This window comes from Microbacterium sp. bgisy203 (genome assembly GCF_965345155.1).
In the GTDB taxonomy this organism is placed as follows: domain Bacteria; phylum Actinomycetota; class Actinomycetes; order Actinomycetales; family Microbacteriaceae; genus Microbacterium.
On record NZ_CBDRLZ010000009.1, the window covers coordinates 77422 to 101595 of the forward strand.

At 69.8% G+C, this 24174-nt stretch carries 21 protein-coding genes; 9 read left to right on the top strand and 12 right to left on the bottom strand.

Translation table 11 applies throughout. The annotated features are described in order from the left end of the window. Nucleotides 1–145: 145 nt before the first annotated feature. Both ACRVYW_RS12545 and ACRVYW_RS12550 read left to right on the top strand, forming a co-directional pair. Nucleotides 146–1120, top strand: coding sequence for a COX15/CtaA family protein (locus ACRVYW_RS12545; protein ID WP_431805079.1), 975 nt, complete (start codon nucleotides 146–148; stop codon nucleotides 1118–1120). A gap of 132 nt (nucleotides 1121–1252) precedes the next feature. Then, entirely contained in the window at nucleotides 1253–1732 is a 480-nt protein-coding gene (locus ACRVYW_RS12550) for a dinucleotide-utilizing enzyme (RefSeq protein ID WP_431805080.1), read from the top strand. 7 nt (nucleotides 1733–1739) lie between these two features. Here ACRVYW_RS12550 and ACRVYW_RS12555 read toward each other — a convergent pair whose 3' ends face one another. The 3 genes from ACRVYW_RS12555 to ACRVYW_RS12565 form a co-directional block, all read right to left on the bottom strand. After that, nucleotides 1740–3179: a glycoside hydrolase family 18 protein gene (locus ACRVYW_RS12555; RefSeq protein WP_431805081.1), complete on the bottom strand. Its 1440-nt coding sequence runs from the start codon at nucleotides 3177–3179 to the stop codon at nucleotides 1740–1742. Nucleotides 3180–3452: 273 nt separating this feature from the next. Continuing rightward, nucleotides 3453–4331, bottom strand: a complete 879-nt coding sequence (locus ACRVYW_RS12560; protein ID WP_431805082.1) for an endonuclease domain-containing protein — start codon at nucleotides 4329–4331, stop codon at nucleotides 3453–3455. A 295-nt stretch (nucleotides 4332–4626) separates the two neighbouring features. Beyond that, the gene (locus ACRVYW_RS12565; protein WP_431805083.1) at nucleotides 4627–5586 is read right to left on the bottom strand and encodes a heme o synthase; all 960 of its coding nucleotides are present in this window, start codon (nucleotides 5584–5586) and stop codon (nucleotides 4627–4629) included. A 305-nt stretch (nucleotides 5587–5891) separates the two neighbouring features. On the opposite strand from ACRVYW_RS12565, the gene tkt reads away from it, so the two are divergent. From tkt to pgl, 6 genes are read left to right on the top strand one after another with little or no spacing between them, the layout of a single operon-like run. After that, on the top strand, nucleotides 5892–7994 hold the full coding sequence (gene tkt / locus ACRVYW_RS12570) for a transketolase (RefSeq protein WP_431805084.1): 2103 nt from the start codon (nucleotides 5892–5894) through the stop codon (nucleotides 7992–7994). After that, nucleotides 7991–9115, top strand: coding sequence for a transaldolase (gene tal, locus ACRVYW_RS12575; RefSeq protein ID WP_431805085.1), 1125 nt, complete (start codon nucleotides 7991–7993; stop codon nucleotides 9113–9115). Before tkt ends, tal begins: the two co-directional genes overlap by 4 nt. Beyond that, complete coding sequence (locus ACRVYW_RS12580) at nucleotides 9112–10743, top strand: glucose-6-phosphate isomerase (protein WP_431805086.1); 1632 nt, start codon at nucleotides 9112–9114, stop codon at nucleotides 10741–10743. Before tal ends, ACRVYW_RS12580 begins: the two co-directional genes overlap by 4 nt. Nucleotides 10744–10757: 14 nt before the next feature. Continuing rightward, on the top strand, nucleotides 10758–12308 hold the full coding sequence (zwf, locus tag ACRVYW_RS12585; RefSeq protein ID WP_431805087.1) for a glucose-6-phosphate dehydrogenase: 1551 nt from the start codon (nucleotides 10758–10760) through the stop codon (nucleotides 12306–12308). Beyond that, entirely contained in the window at nucleotides 12305–13264 is a 960-nt protein-coding gene (locus ACRVYW_RS12590) for a glucose-6-phosphate dehydrogenase assembly protein OpcA (protein WP_431805088.1), read from the top strand. The genes zwf and ACRVYW_RS12590 overlap by 4 nt, the downstream gene beginning before the upstream one ends. Nucleotides 13265–13272: 8 nt before the next feature. Continuing rightward, nucleotides 13273–14052 carry a 6-phosphogluconolactonase gene (gene pgl / locus ACRVYW_RS12595; protein ID WP_431805089.1) on the top strand — a complete coding sequence of 260 codons (780 nt, stop codon included), beginning with the start codon at nucleotides 13273–13275 and terminating at the stop codon, nucleotides 14050–14052. A gap of 32 nt (nucleotides 14053–14084) precedes the next feature. Here the strand turns inward: pgl and ACRVYW_RS12600 are convergent, their stop codons facing one another. The 6 genes from ACRVYW_RS12600 to ACRVYW_RS12625 form a co-directional block, all read right to left on the bottom strand. Continuing rightward, nucleotides 14085–14441, bottom strand: a complete 357-nt coding sequence (locus ACRVYW_RS12600) for an RNA polymerase-binding protein RbpA (protein WP_431805090.1) — start codon at nucleotides 14439–14441, stop codon at nucleotides 14085–14087. Beyond that, the gene (gene secG / locus ACRVYW_RS12605) at nucleotides 14441–14689 is read right to left on the bottom strand and encodes a preprotein translocase subunit SecG (protein WP_431805091.1); all 249 of its coding nucleotides are present in this window, start codon (nucleotides 14687–14689) and stop codon (nucleotides 14441–14443) included. The genes ACRVYW_RS12600 and secG overlap by 1 nt, the downstream gene beginning before the upstream one ends. Nucleotides 14690–14871: 182 nt before the next feature. Further along, complete coding sequence (gene tpiA, locus ACRVYW_RS12610; protein WP_431805092.1) at nucleotides 14872–15654, bottom strand: triose-phosphate isomerase; 783 nt, start codon at nucleotides 15652–15654, stop codon at nucleotides 14872–14874. Continuing rightward, nucleotides 15654–16871 carry a phosphoglycerate kinase gene (locus ACRVYW_RS12615; RefSeq protein WP_431805093.1) on the bottom strand — a complete coding sequence of 406 codons (1218 nt, stop codon included), beginning with the start codon at nucleotides 16869–16871 and terminating at the stop codon, nucleotides 15654–15656. Before ACRVYW_RS12615 ends, tpiA begins: the two co-directional genes overlap by 1 nt. A gap of 10 nt (nucleotides 16872–16881) precedes the next feature. After that, entirely contained in the window at nucleotides 16882–17886 is a 1005-nt protein-coding gene (gap, locus tag ACRVYW_RS12620) for a type I glyceraldehyde-3-phosphate dehydrogenase (RefSeq protein ID WP_431805094.1), read from the bottom strand. A gap of 139 nt (nucleotides 17887–18025) precedes the next feature. After that, on the bottom strand, nucleotides 18026–18652 hold the full coding sequence (locus ACRVYW_RS12625; protein WP_431805095.1) for a superoxide dismutase: 627 nt from the start codon (nucleotides 18650–18652) through the stop codon (nucleotides 18026–18028). Nucleotides 18653–19042: 390 nt separating this feature from the next. Between ACRVYW_RS12625 and ACRVYW_RS12630 the strand changes: the two genes are divergently transcribed. Further along, nucleotides 19043–20041, top strand: coding sequence for a hypothetical protein (locus ACRVYW_RS12630; RefSeq protein WP_431805096.1), 999 nt, complete (start codon nucleotides 19043–19045; stop codon nucleotides 20039–20041). 194 nt (nucleotides 20042–20235) lie between these two features. On the opposite strand, the gene whiA is transcribed toward ACRVYW_RS12630, so the two are convergent. The 3 genes from whiA to uvrC all read right to left on the bottom strand — a co-directional run bounded on the left by whiA (nucleotide 20236) and on the right by uvrC (nucleotide 24173). Further along, nucleotides 20236–21213, bottom strand: a complete 978-nt coding sequence (gene whiA, locus ACRVYW_RS12635) for a DNA-binding protein WhiA (protein WP_431805097.1) — start codon at nucleotides 21211–21213, stop codon at nucleotides 20236–20238. A gap of 92 nt (nucleotides 21214–21305) precedes the next feature. Continuing rightward, the gene (rapZ, locus tag ACRVYW_RS12640; RefSeq protein ID WP_431805098.1) at nucleotides 21306–22181 is read right to left on the bottom strand and encodes an RNase adapter RapZ; all 876 of its coding nucleotides are present in this window, start codon (nucleotides 22179–22181) and stop codon (nucleotides 21306–21308) included. Between the two features lie 51 nt (nucleotides 22182–22232). Then, nucleotides 22233–24173 carry an excinuclease ABC subunit UvrC gene (uvrC, locus tag ACRVYW_RS12645; RefSeq protein ID WP_431805099.1) on the bottom strand — a complete coding sequence of 647 codons (1941 nt, stop codon included), beginning with the start codon at nucleotides 24171–24173 and terminating at the stop codon, nucleotides 22233–22235. Nucleotide 24174 lies beyond the last annotated feature (1 nt).

Sequence of the window (24174 nt, forward strand, 5' to 3'; positions counted from 1 at the left end):
GGCGCACGGGGTGCGCGCCTAGACTGACAGTGGGACCGATGCGATCTGGATCGCCGTCGCTCCCACCGTTCAAGTCTACAGGCAACGCTCCGGCGAGGGGCGTGCCCGGCGCCCGCCCGAGGCGCCCCCTCCGGAGGCGACGTCCATGTCCCAGGCCCCTGTCAGCGACGCAGATCGCGCGACATCACGCACGTCGCTCCGCGATGCGCTGCTGCCCGATCACGTGACCCGTTACACGCGCGTGCTGGCGTGGCTGCTCCTCATCAGCAACATCGTGATCGTCGGCACCGGCGGGCTCGTGCGCTTGACCGGATCGGGCATGGGCTGCGAGACCTGGCCGTACTGCACGTCCGAGTCGCTCGTCCCGACCGAAGAGCTCGGCATGCACGGCCTCATCGAGTTCGGCAACCGGACTCTCACCGGCGTCCTCGTCGTCATCGCCCTTCTCGCCTTCCTCTCCGTCGTCCGCCTCTGGAAGACGCGGCCCGAGCTCCCGAGCCTGACCCTCGCGGTCGGCATCGGCATCATCCTGCAGGCGGTCATCGGCGGCGTCACGGTGCTGCTGCACCTGCACCCTGCGGTCGTGGGGCTCCACTACCTCGTCTCCGCCGCCCTCGTCGCCATCGCCACGGCGTACGTCGTCCGCGTCTACGCGACACCCGGGCCGCAACGCACCGCCGTGCCGAAGCGCTATGCGGTGCTCGTGCACGTGACGAGCGTCGTCCTCCTCGTCACCGTCCTGATCGGCATCCTGCTCACCGGCTCCGGCCCGCACGCGGGCGACGACGCCGCGGCGCGCAACGGACTCGACCCGATCCTCTGGCAGCACGTGCACAGCTGGCCGGCCTACGTGCTGTTCGCGCTCACCCTGATCGTCTTCGCCGGATCGTTCCGGATGCCGGAGATCCTCCGCCTGCCGCTGTGGACCGGTCTCCTCCTCGCCGTCGAGGTCGTCCAGATCATCGTCGGGATCTGGCAGGCGCGCACCGGTCTGCCGATCGCGCTCGTGAACATCCACATGGTGCTCGCGGTGTCGCTCGTCGCTGCCATGACCGCGGTGCTCATGCATCTCAAGGCTCCGCGGGCGGTGCTCACCTTCGACGGCGGATCGACCACCTGAGTCCGATCACCGACTCCTGGGCGAAATCCGTTCCACAGGAGGATCATAGGGAGAACATCGCTCGCACTCGGGCGCTGCGCAGATAGTCGATGAGTCGCCGCGTGTGCGCCGACACGACCCGAAGGAGTCCTCATGTCCACCTCCCGCCTGATCCGCAGCGTCCCGTTCTGGGTGCTCGTGGGCGGTTCCGTCGTCGCGATCGCCGTCGGCGCGTATCTGCTCATCTCGAAGCTCGACGTGATGACGACCGCTCTCAACAACCAGACCGCGACCGGCGTCGAGGTGTACGCCGGTCAGGTGTGGGCCGTCGCCGGCGCACTGCTGGGCGGCATCGGCCTCATCGGTCTCGCGCTCGCGCTCACCCTCGCGGCCCTCAGCGCCCTGATCCCCGCCGCGCCGGAAGCCGTGGACGTCGTCGCGCTCTCCAACGAGCCGCTTTACAGCACCCCGGTCGAGGACGACACCGTCGTGGTCGTCGTCGATGAGCCCGTCGATGCCGTCGCCGAGGACGTGATCGCCGACGACGTGATCGCCGATGCCGCCGCGTCGGAGGCCGAGGGTACGGACACGGCGAAGGGCGCCCCGGCCGAAACCGAGACGCCCCGCGCCTGACCTGCCGTCAGTCGAGCAACGGTGCGACCACGCCCATCAGGGCGTGGTCGTCCGTGTCTTGGCTGAGCTCCCACACCATCGCGCCGCGCAGACCCAGCTTCTCGATGAGCTTCACGCGCTGCGCGATCGACCGGGGGTTCGTGAACGTGATGACGGTGCGGACGGTCTCGGGCCCCGTCGTCAGGTTCGGGTGGTCCGCCGCCGCGGAGTACAAGTACGGCTCACCCGCGAGGATGTTCCACCCGACCGTGTACCCCGCCCCGCCCGTCGTGCCGTCGGCGCTCACGTAGCCCGCGTCGACGAGCGCACGGAAGCTCGGCTGGAAGGCGCTGTCGGCAAGCAGCGAGTCGGCGCTCAAGCCGCGGTTGTCGTAGGCGGTGTAGAGGCCGTTGTTCTTCGTTCCGGTGCGGAGCCACTGCTGGCCGTAGAACCCCATGCCCACGACGATCTTCGAGCGCGGCACGCCCTGCAACAGGTAATACCCGACGGTGCCGACCGTGTTCCATGTCGGGTCCTTCGCGTTCGGGTCGCGCGGGTCGTACCCGAACAGCGAGTTGTGCGCGGCGACCTTGCTCGAGGCGACGTTGTAGTCGTACGACATGACGTTCACCCAGTCGAGGTGCTTCGCGAACTTCGCCAGCTCGTAGTACTTCGTCGAGCTCTTCGCGGCGGGAAGCGCGGCCGTCAGCAGGTAGTGCGTGCCCGTCGTCGCGCCATAGGCATCCAGCTGCGTGCGGAACTCCTTCGCGAGCGCCGTCGCGTTGGCGCGGTCGGCGGGACTCGGGTTGTAGTTGCCGTCTGCGACGGCGGTCGGGTACTCCCAGTCGAGGTCGATGCCGTCGAAGATGCCGGCCGCGGCGCCCTCTCCCCCGGCATCCTCGGGCCACCCGCCGGTGGGCAGGTTGCCCTTGATGAACGTGTCGATGCAGGCCGCGGCGAAGGCGCTCCGCAGCTCGGGCGTCGACGCGAGCGTCGAGAACCACTTCGACTTCGTCCAGCCACCCAGGGAGATCTGCACCTTGAGGTGGGGGTTCTGCGCCTTGAGCTTCTTCAGCTGGTTGAAGTTGCCGTAGAGGTTGCCGTTGTCGCCGACCGTGTCGGCCTGGCCGTCGACGGAGTTCTCGCCGCCCCAGTAGACCATCTGGTAGTCGGCCCACGGGTCGAGGCTGTCGCATCCCACCGCGCCCGTCGCGGGGTCGTAGGTCGCGTCGCCGAAGGCGTACTGGATGACGTTCATCTTGTCGGCGGGGATGTCCTTCACGAAGAACTGACGGTCGTAGACGCTCCAGCTCGTGAAGTACGCGGTCACGACATTCTCGGGGACGTCAGGGACGGCGGGGGTGGTCGACGCTTGTGCGGGGGCGGCGCCGATGGAGCCGGCGGCGACGACGGTAGCGGCGGTGATGCCGACCGCGGCGCGACGCCGGGCGAGGGGAAGAGCGGGCATGCGGATTCCTTCCTGGGGAGCGGTATCGGCCCCACTCTCCGCTTCGGCGAGGGGTCTCCACATCGGGGAAACCCCGTACTCCCGGCATCCCCCGCCCCGAGCCGCGCCTCTCCGAGCCGCGCCTCCCCGAGCCTCCCCGCGCCGCCTCCTCTCCACGCCTCCCCCACCGCGCGAGGGTCGCGCGTTCTCCGGAGATCGCGCGTTCTTCGGAGAGATTCGCGCCGAAAGGTCCGAAGGAGCCCGGATCTCCGAAGAACGCGCGCCCCGGCGGGCTCACCGAGAAAGGTGCAGACCCTGCGCCACGGCCCGCTGGATCGCATCCTGCACCGCCGGCCAGTCATCGACGATCTGCGTGTAGGTGAACCGCAGCACGTGGTAACCCATCAGCGTGAGGGCGGCATCGTGTGCGACGTCGCTCGCGCGCTGCGCACCGACGTGGTGACCGCCGTCGATCTGCACGACGAGCCGGTCGCCGATGAGGAAATCCACCCGATGCCCGCCGATGAAGACCTGCGTCAGGATGCGGAGCCGCAGCCACCGGAGCGCCGTGCGGAACAGCGTCTCGAGCCCCGACTCCGACAGCGGGTCGACCCGGGCAAGCACCGAGCGCGCCGCGGGCGGCAAGCGCAGCCGCGACAGTTCGGCGACGGTAATCAGTCGGCGGTGCACGGCACTGTCCCAGACCGCGACGGCCGCAGCGACCGGCTGGCAGGCGGCCACGAGGAGGAGCGCGTTCTCGATCCTGTCGACGAGGGCATCCGGCTCGCGCGGCACCACCGGGCGCGCCCAGTGCACGGCGGCGCGCTCCGGCTTGCCGCCGGCCGCGCCCGGGTCCGCGGCGACATGACATCTGTCCTCGGTGGCGACCCACAGCCCGAGACGCCGCGCGAGGCTGATGCACGAGAGGACGACGCCGGCTCTCGCCGCGGAGACGAGCTCGGCGTCGGCCCCGGGCAGGGCGACCCAGTCGCGTCGCACGCGCTCGAGCGCGCCGGCGGCGACGGCTCGCGCGATGTGGTGGGGGCTGTGCCCCTCCGCTCGGAGCCGCGACGCGCGCGCGACCCCTCCCGCGGCGGCGACGGACGCGACGAGCGCGTGGCCGCGAGCCGACAGCGCGAGAGAGGGACAGACGGCGGGTGTCGTCGGGATCATGCCCGCCAGGATGCCGGGGCGCAGCGCGTCGCGCGGCCCCGAGGACCCGATCGGTGGACAACTCCCGCGAGATCGCCCCTGTGGAGGAGCGGATGCCGACGCGCACGCGTCGCCGGCATCCCGCGCACCGGCGCCGCGCCGGGTGCCTCCGTTCTGCGGAGATCGGGCGTTCTCCGGACCGATCCGCGCCGAAACCTCCGAAGAACGCTCGATCTCCGAAGGACGCGCACCGCGCGGAACCCTAGGTCACAAGGGCAGGGGGTCAGAAGGGCAGGGGGTCAGAAGGACAAGAGGGTCAGAAGGGCAGGAGCGGGTCGATCGCGATCGCGAGGAAGAGGAGCGTCAGGTAGGTGATGGAGGCGTGGAACACGCGCATCGGCTTGATCTGCTCGCCGCGCGCGGCGCGGTTATACAGCACGTGCGCCTCGACGATGAACCAGCCGCCGAACACGACCGCCGACACCGTGTACACGAGGCCCATACTCGCGACCGGCACGAGCAGGAGCGAGGAGGCCACCGTCGCCCACGCGTACAGGATCACCTGGAGCCCGACCTGCAGCCCATCACGCGTCGCACCGAGCATCGGCACGTCGACGTCCTGGTAGTCGTCCTTGTACTTCATCGACAGCGGCCAGTAGTGCGGCGGCGTCCACAGGAAGACGAGGAGGAACAGGATGAACGGGGGCCACGCGAGCGACCCGGTCACGGCGGTCCAGCCGATGAGGACCGGGAAGCATCCGGCAATGCCGCCCCAGACGATGTTCTGCTCGGTGCGACGCTTGAGGATCATCGTGTAGATCACGACGTAGAAGAAGATCGCGACGGCGCTGAGGGATGCCGCGAGCAGATTCGTCGTGAGAGCCAGCCACACGGTCGAGAGCACCGCGAGGGTCCACGCGAAGATCAGCGCCGCACGCGGAGAGACCTCTCCCGTCACGATCGGACGGTTCTCGGTGCGGTGCATATGGGCGTCGATGTCGCGGTCGAGGTACATGTTGAACGCCGCGGCCGACCCGGCGCTCATAGCGCCGCCGATGACGGTCGCGACGACGAGCCAGAGGCTCGGCATGCCGCCCTGGGCGAGGATCATGACCGGCACGGTCGTCACGAGGAGGAGCTCGAGCACCCGGGGTTTCGTGAGCGCGACGTATGCCTTCAGGGTCCGACCGAAGCCGGGGCGGGAAGCGGTGCGCACCTCTGCGGATGCCGCGCCCTTCCGGGTCGCCCCGCCCTGCATGGTCGTCGTGATGTCCATCGCCCCCGCCGCAGTCCGAAAAGTCGCAGCAAGTCTACGGCATCCGCTCAGCCCGCTCTTCGGCACCTCTGTCAAAACGTCCGGCGGACGGCTCTGTCCCACCCCGTCACAACGGCCCCCCACGACACCCGCTTCGATATGCTGGAACCACATACGCGCGCCCGAGCGCCGATCCCATCACACCTCCCCGCACACCCTGTCCGGAGGCCGCGGACCGGCCGCTGTCCCCCTGGAGACACAGGTGGAGACAGGTGGAGACACCGGACAGGTGGAACCACAGGGCGCTTCTGCAGAAAGGCGACCGGGTGTCCGAGCTGGCCAGTGAGACCACCACCGAGCTGACGTGGGATGAGATCGATCGGCGCGCGGTGGACACCGCGCGGGTGCTGGCGGCGGATGCCGTCGAGAAGGTGGGCAACGGCCACCCCGGGACGGCGATGAGCCTGGCCCCCGCCGCGTACCTGTTGTATCAGCGCGTCCTGCGCCACGACCCGGCCGATACCCACTGGATCGGTCGCGACCGCTTCATCCTGTCGGCGGGCCACTCCTCGCTCACGCAGTACGTGCAGCTCTACCTCGGCGGGTTCGGCCTGGAGCTGAAGGACCTCGAGGCGCTCCGCACGTGGGGCTCGCTCACCCCCGGTCACCCGGAGTACGGGCACACGAAGGGCGTCGAGATCACGACCGGGCCGCTGGGTCAGGGTCTGTCGTCGGCGGTGGGCTTCGCGTACGCCGCCCGCTACGAGCGGGGACTGTTCGACCCGGAGGCCCCGGCGGGTGAGAGCCCGTTCGACCACTTCGTGTACGTGATCGCCGGCGACGGCGACCTGCAGGAGGGCGTCACGAGCGAAGCGTCGAGCCTCGCCGGTCATCAGGAGCTCGGCAACCTCATCGCGATCTACGACTCGAACCAGATCTCCATCGAGGACGACACGAACGTCGCGTTCACCGAGGACGTCGCCAAGCGGTACGAGGCCTACGGCTGGCACGTGCAGACGGTGGACTGGAAGAAGACCGGCGAGTACGTCGAAGACGTCGCCGAGCTGTACGCCGCGATCCAGGCGGCGCAGGGCGAGTCGGCGAAGCCCTCGCTCATCATCCTGAAGACGATCATCGGCTGGCCCTCCCCGGGCAAGCAGAACTCCGGCAAGATTCACGGCTCCGCGCTCGGCGCCGACGAACTCGCCGCGACGAAGAAGGTGCTGGGCTTCGACCCGGAGAAGACCTTCGTCGTCGCAGACGATGTCATCGCGCACACGCGCGAGCTGGGTGAGCGCGCCGCCGAGGCACGCGCCTCCTGGCAGACGTCGTTCGACGCGTGGGCGGCGGCGAACCCGGAGCGGAAGGCACTCCTCGACCGCCTCGAAGCGGGCGAGCTCCCCGCGGACCTCGACGTGCCGACGTTCACGGCCGGAAAGGACGTCTCGACGCGCGCCGCGTCGGGCCAGGTCATCAACGCGCTCGCCGCGCAGCTCCCGGAGCTGTGGGGCGGCTCGGCCGACCTCGCCGAGTCGAACCTCACGACCATCAAGGACGCGAAGAGCTTCATCCCGGCGGAGTGGTCGACGCACGAGTGGTCGGGTGACCCGTACGGGCGCGTGCTCCACTTCGGCATCCGCGAGCACGCCATGGGCGCGATCGTCAACGGCATCAAGCTGCACGGACCGACCCGCCCGTTCGGGGGCACGTTCCTGATCTTCAGCGACTACATGCGCCCCCCGGTGCGCCTCGCGGCGCTCATGGACATCCCGTCGATCTTCGTATGGACGCACGACTCGGTCGCGCTCGGCGAGGACGGACCGACGCACCAGCCGGTCGAGCAGCTCTCGACGCTGCGCCTCATCCCCAACTTCACCGTCGTCCGCCCCGCCGACGCGAACGAGACCTCCGCCGCGTGGCTCGAGATCGTCCGCCGCACCTCGGGTGGCCCGGTCGGCATCGCGCTCACGCGACAGAACATCCCGGTCTTCCCGCGCGGCGAAGACGGCTTCGCCGGGGTCGAGGGTGTCGCGAAGGGCGCATACACGCTCCTCGACACCGAAGGCACGCCGGACGTCATCCTCATCGCGACCGGCTCCGAAGTGCAGCTCGCCGTCCAGGCGCGTGAGACGCTCGCCGGCGAAGGCATCCGTGCCCGCGTCGTGTCGGCGCCGTCGCTCGAGTGGTTCGCAGAGCAGGATGCCGACTACCGCGAGCAGGTCCTGCCCGCCGCAGTGAAGGCGCGCGTCTCGGTCGAGGCCGGCTCTACCCCCCTGTGGCGCGGCATCGTCGGCGACGCCGGCCGCACCGTCGGCATCGACCACTTCGGCGCATCCGCCGACTACAAGACCCTGTTCGAGAAGTTCGGCATCACCGCCGACCACGTCGTCCAGGCGGCGCGCGAGACCGTCAAGGAGAACAACGCATGAGCACCCCCACCGAAGACCTCGTCGCACAGGGCGTCAGCATCTGGCTCGACGACCTCTCCCGCACCCGCATCGACTCGGGCACCCTCGCCGAGCTGATCACGAGCCGGAACGTCTCGGGCGTCACCACGAACCCGTCGATCTTCCAAGCGGCCATCGGCAACCGGAACGACGACTCCTACGACGCGCCGCTCGCTGCGCTCGCCGCCGCGGGCGCGGACGTCGACACAGCGATCTTCGAGCTCACCACGACCGACGTGCGTGACGCGGCCGACATCTTCCGCGGCATGTACGACGCGACCGGCGGCGTCGACGGGCGGGTGTCGATCGAGGTCTCCCCCGACCTCGCGCACGACACCGACGCGACCGTCGCCGAGGCGAAGAAGCTGTGGGCCAAGGTCGACCGCCCCAACGCGCTCATCAAGATCCCCGCGACCAAGGCCGGCCTCCCCGCGATCACCGCGGTCATCGCGGAGGGGATCTCGGTCAACGTCACCCTGATCTTCTCCCTCGACCGCTACGCGGAGGTGATGGATGCCTACCTCACCGGCCTCACGCAGGCGAAGGAGAACGGGCACGACCTCTCCGGCATCCACTCCGTCGCCTCGTTCTTCGTCTCCCGCGTGGACACCGAGGTCGACAAGCGCCTCGCCGCGCTCGGCACCGACGAAGCCGCCGCGCTGAAGTCGCAGGCCGGCCTTGCCAACGCGCGGCTGGCCTACGAGCTGTTCGAGCAGACCTTCGCGACCCCGCGTGCGCAGGAGCTCGTCGCCGCCGGCGGCACCGTGCAGCGGCCCCTGTGGGCCTCGACCGGTGTGAAGGACCCTGCACTCCCCGACACGCTCTACGTCACCGAGCTCGTCGCGCCCGGCACCGTCAACACCATGCCGGAGAAGACCCTCGAGGCGACGTTCGACCACGGCGTCATCACGGGCGACACCGTCACCGGCGGCTACGCCGACGCCCACCGCACCTTCACCGCCCTCGCCGAGGTCGGCGTCGACATGAGCGACGTCGTCCAGGTGCTCGAAGACGAAGGCGTCGAGAAGTTCATCGCCTCCTGGCACGACCTCCAGCAGACCGTCGCCACCGCGCTGGCGGCGACGGCGGAGGCAGCGCGGTGAGCTTCGAGATCCACGTCTCGGGTCACGTCAAGGACGTCGTCGACGAGACCCTTCCGGGCCTCGTCGACTCGCTCGTCGCGAGCGGCCTCACCGCCGGCGACCCGGAGCTGTGGGGACCCGAGGCGACCGACGAGGCATCCCGCCGTCTCGGCTGGGTGAACGCCGTCGGTGTCTCCCGTCCGCTCGTCCCCGAGATCGAGGCCCTGCGCGCCGAACTGGCCGGTCGCGGCATCACGCGCATCGTCCTCGCCGGCATGGGCGGGTCCTCGCTCGCCCCCGAGGTGATCACCGCGACGGCGCGCCTGCCGCTGGTCATCCTCGATTCGACCGCTCCGAGTCAGGTGCTCGCCGCGATCGACGGCGACAGCGAGACGGGCGGCCTGGCCGAGACCGTCCTCGTCGTGTCGTCGAAGTCAGGATCGACGGTCGAGACCGACTCCGCGCGGCGCGCCTTCGAGGCCGCCTGGCGCGACCTCGGCATCGACCCCGCCGAGCACATCGTCGTCGTCACCGATCCGGGCTCGCCGCTCGACGTCTCGGCCCGCGAGGCCGGCTACCGTGTCTTCAACGCCGACCCGAACGTCGGCGGCCGCTACTCGGCGCTCACCGCCTTCGGCCTCGTGCCCTCGGGGCTGGCCGGCGTCGACGTCGGGGAACTGCTGGATGAGGCCGACGCGACGCTGCTCGAGGTCGCGATCGACGATCCGCGGAACCCCGCCCTCGTCCTCGCCGCGGCGATCGCCGGCACCGCCGGCGGTGCGCCGCGCCGCGACAAGCTCGGCCTCGTGACCGACGGCACCCACATCGAGGGGCTGCCCGACTGGATCGAGCAGCTCATCGCCGAGTCGACCGGCAAGAACGGCACCGGCATCCTCCCGGTCGTGCTCGTCCCCCTCTCGCCCGAGGTCGACGTGCAGACGCCGGACGACATGCAGATCGTCCGTCTCGTCGACGACGCGGAGCATCCCCGCCTGCTCGAGAAGCACCCGGGCGAGATCCTCGTGAGCGGGTCGCTGGGTGCGCAGTTCATCGTCTGGGAGTTCGCGACCGCGATCGCCGGACGCATGCTCGGCATCAACCCGTTCGACCAGCCCGATGTGGAGTCCGCCAAGGAGGCCGCGCGCGGTCTCCTCAACGCGCGCCCCGAAGTCGGTGCCGCAGCTTTCAGCGTCGACGGCATCGATGTGCGCGTGTCGGACATCTCGCTGACGGCATCCAACACGCTCGCCGGCGTCTTCGACGCGCTGTGGGCACGGCTCGGCCCGACCGGATATGTGTCGATCCAGGCATACGTCGACCGGAACGAGATGCCACAGCTCGCCGGCCTCCGCGAGATGATCGCGGCCGACAGCCGCCGTCCGACCACGTTCGGCTGGGGCCCCCGCTTCCTCCACTCGACCGGGCAGTACCACAAGGGCGGCCCCGCCGAGGGCGTCTTCCTGCAGATCATCGGCCCGGGAGAGGTCGACCTCGAAATCCCCGGTCGGCCGTTCACTTTCGGGCAATTGATCGCGGCGCAGGCCGCGGGAGACGCCGCCGTGCTCATGTCGCACGGGCGCCCCGTCGTCACCCTGACGCTCACCGACGCCCAGGCCGACGTCCTCGCCATTTACGAAGCAGCGCAGTAGGAGTAACCGATCCGATGACTGTCGAGATCTCGCGCGGGAACAACCCCCTGCGCGACCCGGATGATCGACGCCTCAACCGCATCGCGGGGCCGAGCGCGCTGGTCATCTTCGGCGTGACGGGAGACCTGTCGCGCAAGAAGCTCATGCCCGCCGTGTACGACCTCGCCAACCGCGGGCTCTTGCCGCCCGGGTTCGCCCTCGTCGGCTTCGCCCGGCGCGACTGGGAGGACCAGGACTTCGCGAAGGTCGTCCACGACTCGGTGAGGCAGTACGCCCGCACCCCGTTCCGCGAGGAGACGTGGAAGCAGCTGCTGCAGGGCATCCGGTTCGTCTCGGGCGAGTTCGGCGACGCCGACGCGTTCCGGCGGCTGCGTGAGACCGTCGAGAAGCTCGACGTCGAACGCGGAACGATGGGGAACCACGCGTTCTACCTGTCGATCCCGCCGCGCGACTTCCCGATCGTGGCGAAGCAGCTGAAGGAGTCCGGTCTCGTCGACGACAAGTCGACGGGGGCGGATGCCTGGCGCCGCGTCGTCATCGAGAAGCCGTTCGGATCCGACCTGCAGACGGCGCGCGAGCTCAACGCGGCACTCGAGGTCGCGTTCCCCGCCGATTCGATCTTCCGAATCGACCACTACCTCGGCAAGGAGACGGTCCAGAACATCCTGGCGCTGCGCTTCGCGAACGAGCTGTACGAGCCCATCTGGAACGCGAACTACGTCGACCACGTCCAGATCACGATGGCCGAGGACATCGGCGTCGGCGGCCGCGCCGGATACTACGACGGCATCGGAGCCGCGCGCGACGTCATCCAGAACCACCTCCTGCAGCTCATGGCCCTCACCGCCATGGAGGAGCCGAACTCGATGGAGGCCAAGGACCTCCGCGCCGAGAAGGAGAAGGTGCTCGCCGCCGTGCGGCTGCCCGCAGACCTCTCCACCGCCGCCGCGCGCGGGCAGTACGGCGGCGGCTGGCAGGGCGGCGAGGAGGTCACGGCGTTCCTCGACGAGGACGGCATGGACCCGCAGTCGACGACCGAGACCTACGCGGCCGTCAAGCTCGAGATCGCCACGCGCCGCTGGGCGGGCGTGCCCTTCTATCTGCGTACCGGAAAGCGTCTGGGGCGCCGCGTGACCGAGATCGCCGTCGTCTTCAAGCGGGCGCCGCAGCACCTGTTCCAGCGGAACCAGACACTCGAACTCGGTCAGAACGCGCTCGTCATCCGCGTGCAGCCCGACGAAGGCGTGACGATCCGGTTCGGCTCGAAGGTACCCGGGGCCGCGAACGAGGTGCGCGACGTCACGATGGACTTCGGGTACGGCCACGCCTTCACCGAGTCGAGCCCCGAGGCGTACGAGCGCCTCATCCTCGACGTGCTCCTCGGCGACCCGCCGCTCTTCCCCCGTCACGAGGAGGTCGAGCTGTCGTGGAAGATCCTCGACCCCGTCGAGCAGTACTGGGCTTCCGAGGGAGGGCCGCTCGAGCAGTACGCCCCGGGGTCCTGGGGACCGCCGTCCGCCGATGAGCTCTTGGCCCGCGACGGCCGCGTCTGGAGGCGTCCATGATCGTCGACCTGCCCGACACCACGGTGTCGAAGATCGCCCGCTCGCTCGTGAGCGTCCGCGAGGAGGGCGGCGCCGTCGCGCTCGGCCGCGTGCTGACGCTCGTGATCGTGACGACCCACGGCGTGCAGGAGGAGGCCATCGAGGCCGCCAACGACGCCTCCCGCGAGCACCCGATGCGCGTCATCGTGCTGATCGCCGACCCCGACGGCGAGGCGCGCCTGGACGCCCAGATCCGCGTGGGCGGAGACGCGGGCGCGAGCGAGGTCATCATCCTCCGTGCCCACGGCCCCGCCGCCGAGAGCCAAGAGGGCTTGATCACCGGCCTGCTCCTTCCCGATGCGCCCGTCGTCGCGTGGTGGCCCGACTACCCGCCCGCCGTCCCGTCGACGTCGGATGTCGGACGCATGGCGCAGCGGCGCATCACGGATGCCTCGACGAAGCCCTTCACCAAGGATCGGCTCTCCCAGCTCGGCGCCTCCTACGCTCCGGGCGACACCGACCTCGCCTGGACGCGCCTCACGCACTGGCGCGAGCAGCTCGCCGCCGTCCTCGACCAGCCCCCGTACGAGACGGTCACCGCCGTCGAGGTCGTCGGTGCCGGCAGCTCGCCGTCGACGGGGTTGCTCGCCGCGTGGCTGCGCCTCAAGCTCGACGTCCCCGTGGCGTGGCGCTACGCCCCGGCCGCCGAGTGGGAGCACGGCATCCGGAGCGTTCGACTGACCCGTGCCAGTGGCGACATCGTGCTCGAGCGCAGCAACGACATCGATGCGACGCTCACCCAGCCCGGCCAGCCCGCGCATGACATCGTCCTCCCCCGCCGGACGCTCCGCGAGTGCCTGGCCGAGGAGCTCCGTCGCCTGGACCCGGACGTCCTGTATGGTCGAGTGATCACGGAGGGCTGGTCGCTCATCGGCCCGCCGGAGCAGGCGGACTCGGCGAACGCGTCGGAATCTTAGGAGTCTCGATGGCGCAGATGTGGACCGAGAAGCGCGTGGTGATCAGCGAGGACGCGCCGCAGCTCGCCTCCGCCGTCGCCGACCGTCTGATCGTGCGGCTCATCCGCCGCTCCCTCGCCGGAAAGACCTCGCACCTGCTGCTCACGGGCGGGGCGATCGGCACCGAGGTGCTGCGCGCCGCCGGGGCGCACGAGCGCCGCGGCGAGGTGGACTGGTCGCTCGTGCACCTGTGGTGGGGCGACGAGCGCTTCCTCGCCGCCGACGACCCGGAGCGCAACGACGTCGGGGCACGCCGCGCGTTCATCGACCACATCGACATCCCGGCCGACAACGTGCACCCGCTGGCGACATCCGACGACGTGTCCGACATGGACGCGGCTGCGGATGCCTACGCCGCCGACCTCGCCCGGTACGGCACCGACGAGCACCCGTGGCCGTCGTTCTACCTGTGCTTCCTCGGCGTCGGACCCGACGGCCACATCGCCTCGCTCTTCCCCGACCGCGGCGAGATCCAGATCACCGACCGCACGGTCGTCGCGGTGCACGACGCACCCAAGCCGCCGGCCGACCGCCTCACCGTGACGCGACCGGTCATCAATTCGGCGCGGTGCGTCTGGCTCGTGCTCTCGGGCGTCGACAAGGCGGCGGCGCTCGGACTCGCCCTGGCCGGCGCGAGCTACGAGACGGTGCCCGCCGCGGGCGCCAAGGGACGCAAGCGCACGCTCTTCTTCGTCGATCAGGATGCCGCGGCGAACGTTCCGCCGGAGCTCATCGACCAGGAGTTCTGACGCGCGGCGGATCACTGCCGCCGCAGGCGCGCTCAGGCCTGGCCGCGCCGCTCGCGCAACTGGTGCAGTGCGTCGTCGAGGAGGGCATCGGCCTCTTCCTCGGTGCGACGCTCCTTCACATAGGCGAGATGCGTCTTGTACGGCTCGGTCTTCGCGACCGCCGGCGGGTTGTCCTTATCGCGCCCGGCGGGAAGGCCCGAGTGCGGCGAGTCGATGACCTCGGGGATCTCCTCCTCGGCGATGCCGGCCGCGAAGTAGCGGACCGTTTCGTTGCCGAGTCCGTCCCAGTACGACACGGCGATGCGGTCGGCGTGGTGTCCGTGGTCCTGTTCGCCCATCGGACCGGCACCGACACGGGTGCCGCGGATCGCGTTTCCTCCGGTAGCCATCAGATCCCCTGGAATTTCGTGATCAGGCCGAGAGCGACGATCGCCAGGAACCAGATCAGTGCGAGCACGACGGTGAATCGATTGAGGTTACGCTCCGCGAGGCCCGACGAGCCCATTGCAGAACTCATTCCACCGCCGAACATGTCGGACAGGCCGCCACCGCGGCCCTTGTGCAGCAGGATCAGCAGGGTCAGCAGCAGGCTCGTGATGCCGAGCACCACCTGCAGGACGAACTCGAGGATGTCCACCGTCGTTGAAGCCTTTCGCGGCGCCCGGCTCGGGCGCACAGGTTTTCGGCACCCGCTTCGGGGCGCACAAGGATCGAGTATACCGGTCGTCGCGTTCGCACCCGCTTCGCCCGCTCGACGACCGGGTACGGGTGTCCCCGTCCGGTCGTCGAGCGCGCAGCGGAGCGCCGCGTCGAGAGCCCTCAGACCCCGACGTGCTTCTGGTAGCGGATGATCGCAGCGAACTCGTCGACCACGAGACTCGCCCCGCCGACCAGGGCGCCGTCCACGTCGGGCTCGCGCATGAAGCTCGCGATGTTGCCCGACTTGACCGATCCGCCGTAGAGGATGCGGGTGCGCGCCGCGGCGTCGTCGCCGAGCTTCGCGGCGATGACGGCGCGAAGCGCGGCGCACACCTCCTGCGCCTGCTCGGGCGAAGCGACCTGACCGGTGCCGATCGCCCAGACGGGCTCGTAGGCGACCACGATGTCGGCATCCGCCGGCACGCCCTCGAGGGCGACTTCGAGCTGTCCGACGGAGACGGCGGTGGGGCCGGACTCCTCCCGCTGCTCGAGCGTCTCGCCGACGCAGATGACCGGCACGAGACCGTTGCGAAGCGCGGCCTGCACCTTCTCCGCGACGATCTCGTCGGTTTCGTGGTGGTAGTCGCGACGCTCGGAGTGCCCGATGATCACGTACGCGCAGGAGAGCTTCGACAGGAAGACGCCCGACACCTCGCCGGTGTATGCGCCCGAATCCTTCGTCGACAGGTCCTGCGCGCCGAGGGCGAACGGGATCTTGTCGGCATCCAGCAGCGTCTGCACGGTGCGGAGATCGGTGAACGGCGGGAAGAGCCCGACCTCGACCGAGGCGTCGTCGTGTCCGGCATCCTTCAGCGTCCAGTGCAGCTTCTGCACGAACGCGACCGCCTGCAGGTGGTCGAGATTCATCTTCCAGTTGCCGGCGATGAGCGGTTGCCGCGCCATCAGCCCTCCCATCCCAGGACCTCGAGACCCGGGAGCTTCTTGCCCTCCAGGAATTCCAGGCTCGCGCCGCCGCCGGTCGAGATGTGACCGAACTGGTCGTCGGTGAACCCGAGCTGACGCACCGCCGCGGCGGAGTCGCCGCCGCCGACGACCGACAGACCGTTCACCTCGGTGAGCGCCTGCGCGACGGCCTTCGTACCGCTCGCGAAGGCGGGCATCTCGAACACGCCCATCGGGCCGTTCCAGAACACCGTCCGCGACGACGTGATGGCGTCGGCGAAGATGCGCTCGGTGGCGGGGCCGATGTCGAGTCCCATGCCCTCGGGGCCGTAGGGCGTGTCCTCGAGCGCGTCCGCCTGGGCGACCACGTGGTCGGCGTCGGCGGAGAACGCGGAGGCCATGACGGAGTCGACGGGGAGGATGAGCTCGACGCCCAGCTCGTCGGCCTTCGCGATGTAGCCCTTGACGGTGTCGAACTGGTCGGCTTCGAGCAGGCTCTTGCCGACCTTGAAGCCCTGCGCGGCGAGGAACGTGTAGGCCATGCCGCCGCCGACGAGGATCTTGTTCGCGCGCGGGAGGAGGTGCTCGATGACGCCGAGTTTGTCGCTCACCTTCGAGCCGCCCAGGACGACCGCGTAGGGCCGCTCCGGGTTCTCGGTGAGGCGGTCGAGGACGTCGACCTCCTTCTCGATGAGGAAGCCGGCGGCCGACGGCAGGATCTCCGCCAGCTCGTAGACGGATGCCTGCTTGCGGTGCACGACCCCGAAGCCGTCGGAGACGAGCGCCTCGCCGAGGGCCGCGAGCTGTTCGGCGAACGCGCGACGCTCGCCTTCGTCCTTCGCGGTCTCGCCCGGGTCGAAGCGGAGGTTCTCGATGACGGCGACCTCGCCGTCGGCGAGGCCGGCGGCGGTCGACTGCGCCGCGTCACCGACCGTGTCGCCCGCGAAGGCGACGCGCTTGCCGAGGAGTTCGGACAGGCGCTGCGCGACCGGCTCGAGGCTGTACTTCGGGTCGGGGGCGCCGTCGGGGCGGCCCAGGTGCGAGCACGCGATGATGCGTGCGCCCTGGTTGATGAGGTAGTTCAGCGTCGGAAGTGCCGCCCGGATACGGCCATCGTCCGTGATGACGCCCTCTTTGAGAGGGACGTTGAAGTCAACACGGACGATGACACGCTTACCGGCCAGCGAACCCAACGATGCGAGGGTACGCAGAGCCATGGGGTCTACCTCAGAGCTTCTCGGCGACGAGCTCGGTCAGGTCGACGAGACGGTTGGAGTAACCCCACTCGTTGTCGTACCAGCCGACGACCTTCACCTGGTTGCCGATGACACGCGTGAGCCCCGCGTCGAAGATGCAGGAGTGCTCGTCGGTGACGATGTCGCTCGAGACGATCTCGTCTTCGGTGTACTTGAGGATGCCCTTGAGCGGACCCTCGGCGGCGGCCTTGTACGCAGCCTTGATCTCGTCGACGGTCACGTCCTTGCGGAGCTCGACCGTGAGGTCGGTCGCCGAGCCGGTGGGGACGGGGACGCGCATCGCGAAGCCGTCGAGCTTGCCCTTGAGCTCGGGCAGGACGAGGCCGATCGCCTTGGCGGCACCGGTCGACGTCGGGACGATGTTGATCGCGGCGGCGCGGGCACGGCGGAGATCCTTGTGCGGGCCGTCCTGCAGGTTCTGGTCAGCCGTGTAGGCGTGGACCGTCGTCATGAGGCCCTTGACGATGCCGAAGTTGTCCTCGAGCACCTTCGCGAGCGGCGCGAGGCAGTTCGTCGTGCACGACGCGTTGGAGATGATGTTGTGCACGGCGTTGTCGTACTCGCCCTCGTTCGCACCGATGACGAACGTGCCGTCCTCGCCCGACGCGGGAGCCGAGATGATGACCTTCTTGGCACCGCCTTCGATGTGCTTCTTGGCGTCGGCGGCGTTCGTGAAGCGGCCCGTCGACTCGATGACGATGTCGACGCCGAGCTCGCCCCACGGCAGCGCTGCCGGGTCGCGCTCCTCGAAGACCTTGATGGTCTTGTCGCCGACAGTGATCGAGTCGCCCGTGTAGCTGACCTCCTGGTCGAGACGGCCCAGGATCGAGTCGTACTTCAGCAGGTGGGCGAGGGTCTTGTTGTCGGTGAGGTCGTTCACCGCCACGATGTCGAGGTCAGCTCCCTGCGCGAGAGCCGCGCGGAGGAAGTTGCGTCCGATGCGGCCGAAGCCGTTGATTCCGATCTTGACAGACACGTTGTCTCCCGGTTCCTGTCGCGCCGTGGTCGCCGTTCTCGGCGACCCTGGGACGCGATCGCTGATGTGAGAAAAGGATGCCGGGTCTCCCCCGTCGCCGGGAGGGACCCGGCATCCTCACCTGGTCATGACACTACTACTAGAGCAGGCCGGCCGTCTTGTCCTTCGCCGTCGAAAAGCGCTCGACGACGTTCTGCCAGTTGGCGATGTTCCAGATGGCCTTGACGTAGTCGGCCTTGACGTTGAGGTAGTCGAGGTAGAAGGCGTGCTCCCACATGTCGACCTGGAAGATCGGGATGGTGCCCTGCGCCGTGTTCGACTGCTGGTCGAAGAGCTGCTGGATGATCAGCTGCTCGCCGATCGGGTCCCAGCTGAGGACGGCCCAGCCGGAGCCCTGGATGCCGGTCGCGGCCGCGGTGAAGTGCGCCTGGAACTTGTCGAAGCCGCCGAAGAATTCGTCGATCGCGGACTTCAGCTCGCCCTCGGGCTGCTCGCCGCCGCCCGCCGAGGCGGGGGCCAGGTTGGTCCAGAAGATCGAGTGGTTGACGTGCCCGCCCAGGTTAAAGGCGAGGTCCTTCTCGAGCTTGTTGACGTTCGCGAGGTTGCCGCTCTCGCGGGCCTCCGCGAGCTGCTCGAGGGCGGTGTTGGCTCCGGTGACGTACGCCTGATGGTGCTTGTCGTGGTGGAGCTCCATGATTTTACCGCTGATGTGCGGCTCGAGGGCCGCGAAGTCGTACGGGAGGTCCGGGAGTGTGTACTTCGCCATCTTCTCTTCTTCCTGTTCGCGCCGCGTCGCACGCGGCGAGGGGACGTGTTTCATCCTATTGACGTCCAACGCCTGCGTCAGGGGGTTGTTCCCCGTGTGACGCCGTTGTACACGCGCCTCCCCTGCTCCCCTCCCCTGCTCCCCTCCCCTCCGACCGCCTTCCTCCCGCGCCCCGCCCTTCCTCCCGCGCCCCTTCTCCCCGAGACCGCGCGTTCTCGACGAGACCCGCCGCACGAACCCCGGGTCTCGTCGAGAACACCGGGTCTCGGGGCGGGACGGACGACGGCGGGGGGCGGCATCGTCCTCTCCACAGCACGCCAATGTGCGGGATCGTCCACAGATCCCGCAGATCGGATGCCGAGGCGGAGCCGAATGGGTTTGGGTGGGCGGATGACTCTCGTCGCCGACTCAGCCACCGTGCCGCCCCCGCCCGTCCCGCTCTTCCGCCGCGCCGATGTCGCGAACGCGGCGCGCGCCGTCCGCGCGGGCGAACTCGTCCGAGTCGGGCGAGGAACCTACGCGCCCGCCGAGTCCTGGCGAACGCTGGCGCCGTGGCACCGCTACCTCGCCCGCGTGCACGCGGCTGCACGCAGTCATCCCGACGCGGTCCTCGTGCTCGAATCCGCCGCGGCGGTGCGCGGTCTCCCCGTCTTCGGCGAGCCGCCCGACGTGCACCTCCTGGTGTCCGATCCCGCGAAGTCACGCAGGCTGCCGGGGGTCCAGGTGCACACGACCGAACGGATGCCGACGGTCGAGTGCCGTGGCGGCATCCTGATCGCCTCTGCCGCCGACGTCGCGGTCGACATGGCGCGCCTGCGGCACCCGGCGATTGCGTTGGCCGTCGCGGGCAGTGCGCTGCGTGCGGACCCGAACCTCACCGTGGGAATGATGGCCGCCGCCAGCGCCGCGCGGCCGACTCCGCGCGGCGCGCGGGCGGTGCCGTGGGTACTCGAACGCGCGTCACCGGTACCTGAGTCGCCGCTGGAACACGTGAGCATCGCGGTCATCGAGTGGCTCGGATTCCCGCCTCCCGAACTGCAACGCTGGATCCTCGGCCGAGACCCGCACGACGAGGACCGCGTCGACCTGTGGTGGGAGCAGTGGGGCATCGCCGGCGAGGCGGACGGCGACATCAAGTACAGCGGCGTGCTGGGCGATGCCCGCGAGGCACTCAACGCGCGAAACGCACGCGACGCCCGATTGTTGCGCAAAGGCGTCCGCGCGACAGCCCACTGGGCGCTCCGCGATCTCGTGGCGTGCGAGCAGGTCCGCGCCATCCTCCCCGCCGCAGGTCTGCCGATCATCCGCCCGGAGCAGACCGGACCGCTCCTCAGCTTGGCGCGCGCCCTCCGCGGCCATCCCGCGCGCGGCGTCCTGCCGGTGACCTAGCGCCGCGCCGCGCCGCCCCCGTCGCCGGCCCCGGCCCCCGCCCTAGGAACCCCGAGACCGCCTGTTCTCGACGAGACCCACGCCCCTGAGACACGGTCTCGTCGAGAACGCAGGGTCTCGCGGGATAAACGCACCCCAAGACGCGGCCTCGTCGAGAACGCAGGGTCTCGCGGGAGAACGCGGCGAGGGGGCGGTCAGTCCTCGAAGCCCTCGGGGACGGCGGATTCGGTGCCGGGAATGCCCTCGGCGGTCGCCTTCTTGTCGGCCATCGCCAGGAGGCGCCGGATGCGACCTGCGACGGCATCCTTCGTCAGCGGCGGATCGGCGTGGTGACCCAGCTCGTCGAGGCTCGCGTCGCGATGCGCGAGGCGCAGCTCGCCGGCTTCCTGGAGGTGCTCGGGAACCTCGTCGCCGAGGATCTCGAGGGCGCGCTCGACGCGCGCGCAGGCGGCGACGGCGGCCTGCGCCGAGCGGCGGAGGTTCGCGTCGTCGAAGTTCACGAGACGATTCACGCCCGCGCGCACCTCACGTCGCTGACGCATCTCATCCCACGCCTGGGCCGTCTGCACGGCGCCCATCTCGGCGAGGGCGACACGGATGGCTTCGCCGTCGCGGACCACGACGCGCGGCACGCCGCGGACTTCGCGGGCCTTTGCGGCGATCCCGAGCCGGTGCGCGGCGCCGACGAGCGCCATCGCCGCCTCGCCCGACGGGCACGCGATCTCCAGGGCGGCAGAGCGCCCGGGCTCCGACAGCGTGCCGGCGGCGAGGAACGCACCGCGCCACACCGCGGCGAGGTCGGGGCGCGCGCCGGTGGTGAGCTTGTTCGGGAGGCCGCGGACCGGGCGGCGACGCTGGTCGAGCAGTCCCGTCTGACGGGCGAGCGTCTCACCGCCGTCGATCACGCGGACGGCGAAAGACCCACCCGCGCGGCCGCCGGATGCCTGGACCCGGTGCAGCTCGGGGCGTACCCCGTACAGCTCCATGATGTCCCGGGCGACGCGGCGCGCGAGGAGGTCGGACTCGAGTTCGGCTTCGACGGCGACGCGGCCGGCGATCGAGTGGAGGCCACCGGAGAAGCGGAGGATCGCGGTGAGCTCCGCCACGCGAGCCGTGGGACGAGGGTCGCGGACGGCGGCCAGCTCGGTCTTCACGTCTGCAGTGGGGGGCACGGCGGTCCTTTGGTCGAGGTGGGGGTGGGAACGGCGGCGCGCTCTGCGGTGAGGCGGCGATCGAGGCCGTCAGCCAGGGACAAGGGTCCAGCCTACTCGCGTCCGAGGTCGCGATGCTTCACGCGCACGGCCACTCCGGGCACGTCGGCGAGGCGTGAGGCGAGCTCGATCGCGGTGACGACGGAGCGATGCTTGCCGCCCGTGCAGCCGACGGCGACGACGGAGTGACGCTTGTTCTCGCGCTGGTAGCCCTCGAGCACGGGGTGCAGTGCGAGGGCGTAGGCGTCGATGAAGGCGAGCGCTCCCGGCTGTGACAGCACGAAATCGCGGACGGGCTCGTCTTCGCCCGTCAGCCCTCGGAGCTCCGGAATCCAGTACGGGTTCGGCAGGAAACGCATGTCGGCGACGAGGTCGACGTCGGTCGGAAGGCCGTACTTGAAGCCGAAGCTCATCACCGTGACGGTGTGCCGGGCGGTGCCCTCGTCGCTGAAGAGCTCGACGATGCGGGTCGCGAGCTGGTGGATGTTGAGCGTGCTGGTGTCGACGATGACGTCGGCGTTCTCGCGGATGGCGGTAACGCGCTCCCGTTCGCGGTGGATGCCGTCGAGGATCGTCCCGTCGCCCTGCAGCGGATGGGGTCGGCGCACCGACTCGAACCGACGGACGAGCACCTCGTCGGACGCGTCGAGGAAGAGGACGCGCAGCTGGCTGCGGTCGCGCAGCGAACTGGCGATCGCGGGCAGCTCCGCGAACAGGTCGCGCCCGCGCACGTCGACGACGGCGGCGATCTTCGGCAACGCGGCGCCCGCCATCTCGGTGAGGTCGAGGAGGGGGCGCAGCATCTGCGGCGGCAGATTGTCGACGACGTACCAGTCGAGGTCTTCGAGGGCATTGGCCGCCGTGGTGCGGCCGGCACCGGACATGCCGGTGACGATCAGGATCTCACCGGGCGATCGGTCCTCGCTCACGTGTCCTCCCCAGGCTCCGCCCCCAGCCTACCGATTCGGGATCGCGACGGCTCACACGCGGGCTTCGCTGCCGGCGAGCGTGCGTTCGATCGAGGCGGCGAGCTTCGGGCCGATGCCGGGAAGCTCCATGATCTCGTCGGCGCTCGCACGACGCAGCGCCGTGACGGACCCGAAGTGTTTCAGGAGCGCCTTGATCCGTGCGTCGCCGAGCCCCGGGACCTCGGCGAGCACCGTCGTGATGTCGCGGCCGCGCTTCTTGCGCTGGTGGGTGATGGCGAAGCGATGCGCCTCGTCGCGCAGCCGCTGCAACAGGTAGAGCGCCTCGGAGGTCCGCGGCAGGATGACGGGGTACTCCTCCCCCGGCAGCCAGATCTCCTCGAGGCGCTTCGCGATGCCGCACAGCGCGATCTCGGTGTGACCGGCATCCTCCAGCGCCCGCGCGGCGGCGGCGACCTGCGGCGCGCCGCCGTCGACGACCAGCAGCTGCGGACGGTATGCGAACCGCGGACGCTTCCGCTCGGTGACGACCGGTTCCTCGTCCGAGGCTGCTCCGACGTGCTCGACGGATGCCTGTGCCGCTGCATCCCGTTCGTCCGCCGCCTCGTCACGGTCGACGTGCGCGAGGCGGCGCGTCAGCACCTGGTACAGCGAGTCGGTGTCGTCCGTGGTCTCGGCGACCGAGAACGAGCGGTACTGGTCCTTGCGCGGCAGTCCGTCTTCGAAGACGACCATCGAGGCGACGACATTCGTGCCGGAGAGGTGCGACACGTCGTAGCACTCGATGCGCAGCGGCGCCTCGTCCATGCCGAGGGCGAGCTGCAGGTCGGTGAGTGCCTTCGTGCGGGCGGTGTAGTCGGAGGTCCGCCGCGTCTTGTGGAGCAGGAGCGCCTGCTGCGCGTTGAGCGTCGCGGTGCGTAGCAGGTCGGCCTTGCGTCCGCGCTGGGCGACCTGCACGCTGACACGCTTGCCGCGCCGCTCCTGCAGCCACTGCTCGAGTTCCGCCGCGTCGTCGGGCAGCGTCGGCACGAGGACCTGCCGCGGGATGTCGCCGGCGCTCGCGCCGCCGTAGGTCCGTTGGATGACCTGGTCGACGAGGTCGGCGCCCGAGATGTCGAGCTCCTTGTCGATCGTCGTCGCACGCACACCGCGTACGCGGCCCCCGCGGACGACGAAGTGCTGCACGGCCGCGGACAGCTCGTCTTCGGCGATGCCGAACAGGTCGGCATCCGTGTCGTCGGACAGCACGAGCGAGCTGCGGCTCAGCACGGCGTCGATCGCCTGCAGCCGGTCGCGGTAGACAGCCGCCGACTCGTAGTCCATGGCCGCGGATGCCTCACGCATGCGCGCCGTCAGCTCGCGCGTGAACCGGGCGTCGCCACCCGACATGAACGCGACGAAGTCGTCGACGATCGCCCGGTGCTCTTCGACGGTCACCTTCATCGAGCACGGCCCGCCACACCGACCGATCTGGCCGGGGAAGCAGGGCCGGCCGGTCGCCATCGCCTTCTTGTACGAGGCGTCCGAGCAGGTGCGGATCGGGAACACCTTGATCATGAGGTCGATCGTGTCGTGTACCGCCCAGATCTTCGGGTACGGCCCGAAGTAGCGGGCGCCCGGGATGCGGCGGTTGCGCGTGACGATGACGCGGGGCGCCTCGTCGGCGAGCGTGATCGCCATATAGGGGTACGACTTGTCGTCTTTGTAGCGGACGTTGAAGGGCGGAGAGAACTCCTGGATCCACATGTACTCGAGCTGCAGCGACTCCACGTCGCTCGCGACGACCGTCCATTCGACGGATGTCGCCGTGGTCACCATGCGGCGCGTGCGCTCGTGCAGCGTGTGCAGCGGCGCGAAGTAGTTGGACAACCGGGCGCGCAAGTTCTTCGCCTTGCCGACGTAGAGCACGCGCCCGTCGGCGTCGCGGAAGCGGTACACCCCGGGCTGAGTGGGGATCTCGCCCTTCTTCGGTTTGTAGGGCAGCGCCTCGGCCACG

Excerpts from the sequence above, each read along its gene's own strand:
- ACRVYW_RS12630 (WP_431805096.1), top strand. The coding sequence starts at position 19,043 with ATGACTCTCGTCGCCGACTCAGCCACCGTGCCGCCCCCGCCCGTCCCG.
- ACRVYW_RS12615 (WP_431805093.1), bottom strand. The coding sequence starts at position 16,871 with ATGGCTCTGCGTACCCTCGCATCGTTGGGTTCGCTGGCCGGTAAGCGT.
- ACRVYW_RS12555 (WP_431805081.1), bottom strand. The coding sequence starts at position 3,179 with ATGCCCGCTCTTCCCCTCGCCCGGCGTCGCGCCGCGGTCGGCATCACC.
- ACRVYW_RS12545 (WP_431805079.1), top strand. The coding sequence starts at position 146 with ATGTCCCAGGCCCCTGTCAGCGACGCAGATCGCGCGACATCACGCACG.
- ACRVYW_RS12590 (WP_431805088.1), top strand. The coding sequence starts at position 12,305 with ATGATCGTCGACCTGCCCGACACCACGGTGTCGAAGATCGCCCGCTCG.
- tal (WP_431805085.1), top strand. The coding sequence starts at position 7,991 with ATGAGCACCCCCACCGAAGACCTCGTCGCACAGGGCGTCAGCATCTGG.
- pgl (WP_431805089.1), top strand. The coding sequence starts at position 13,273 with ATGGCGCAGATGTGGACCGAGAAGCGCGTGGTGATCAGCGAGGACGCG.
- ACRVYW_RS12550 (WP_431805080.1), top strand. The coding sequence starts at position 1,253 with ATGTCCACCTCCCGCCTGATCCGCAGCGTCCCGTTCTGGGTGCTCGTG.
- tpiA (WP_431805092.1), bottom strand. The coding sequence starts at position 15,654 with ATGGCGCGGCAACCGCTCATCGCCGGCAACTGGAAGATGAATCTCGAC.
- ACRVYW_RS12625 (WP_431805095.1), bottom strand. The coding sequence starts at position 18,652 with ATGGCGAAGTACACACTCCCGGACCTCCCGTACGACTTCGCGGCCCTC.
- ACRVYW_RS12560 (WP_431805082.1), bottom strand. The coding sequence starts at position 4,331 with ATGATCCCGACGACACCCGCCGTCTGTCCCTCTCTCGCGCTGTCGGCT.
- ACRVYW_RS12565 (WP_431805083.1), bottom strand. The coding sequence starts at position 5,586 with ATGGACATCACGACGACCATGCAGGGCGGGGCGACCCGGAAGGGCGCG.
- zwf (WP_431805087.1), top strand. The coding sequence starts at position 10,758 with ATGACTGTCGAGATCTCGCGCGGGAACAACCCCCTGCGCGACCCGGAT.
- ACRVYW_RS12600 (WP_431805090.1), bottom strand. The coding sequence starts at position 14,441 with ATGGCTACCGGAGGAAACGCGATCCGCGGCACCCGTGTCGGTGCCGGT.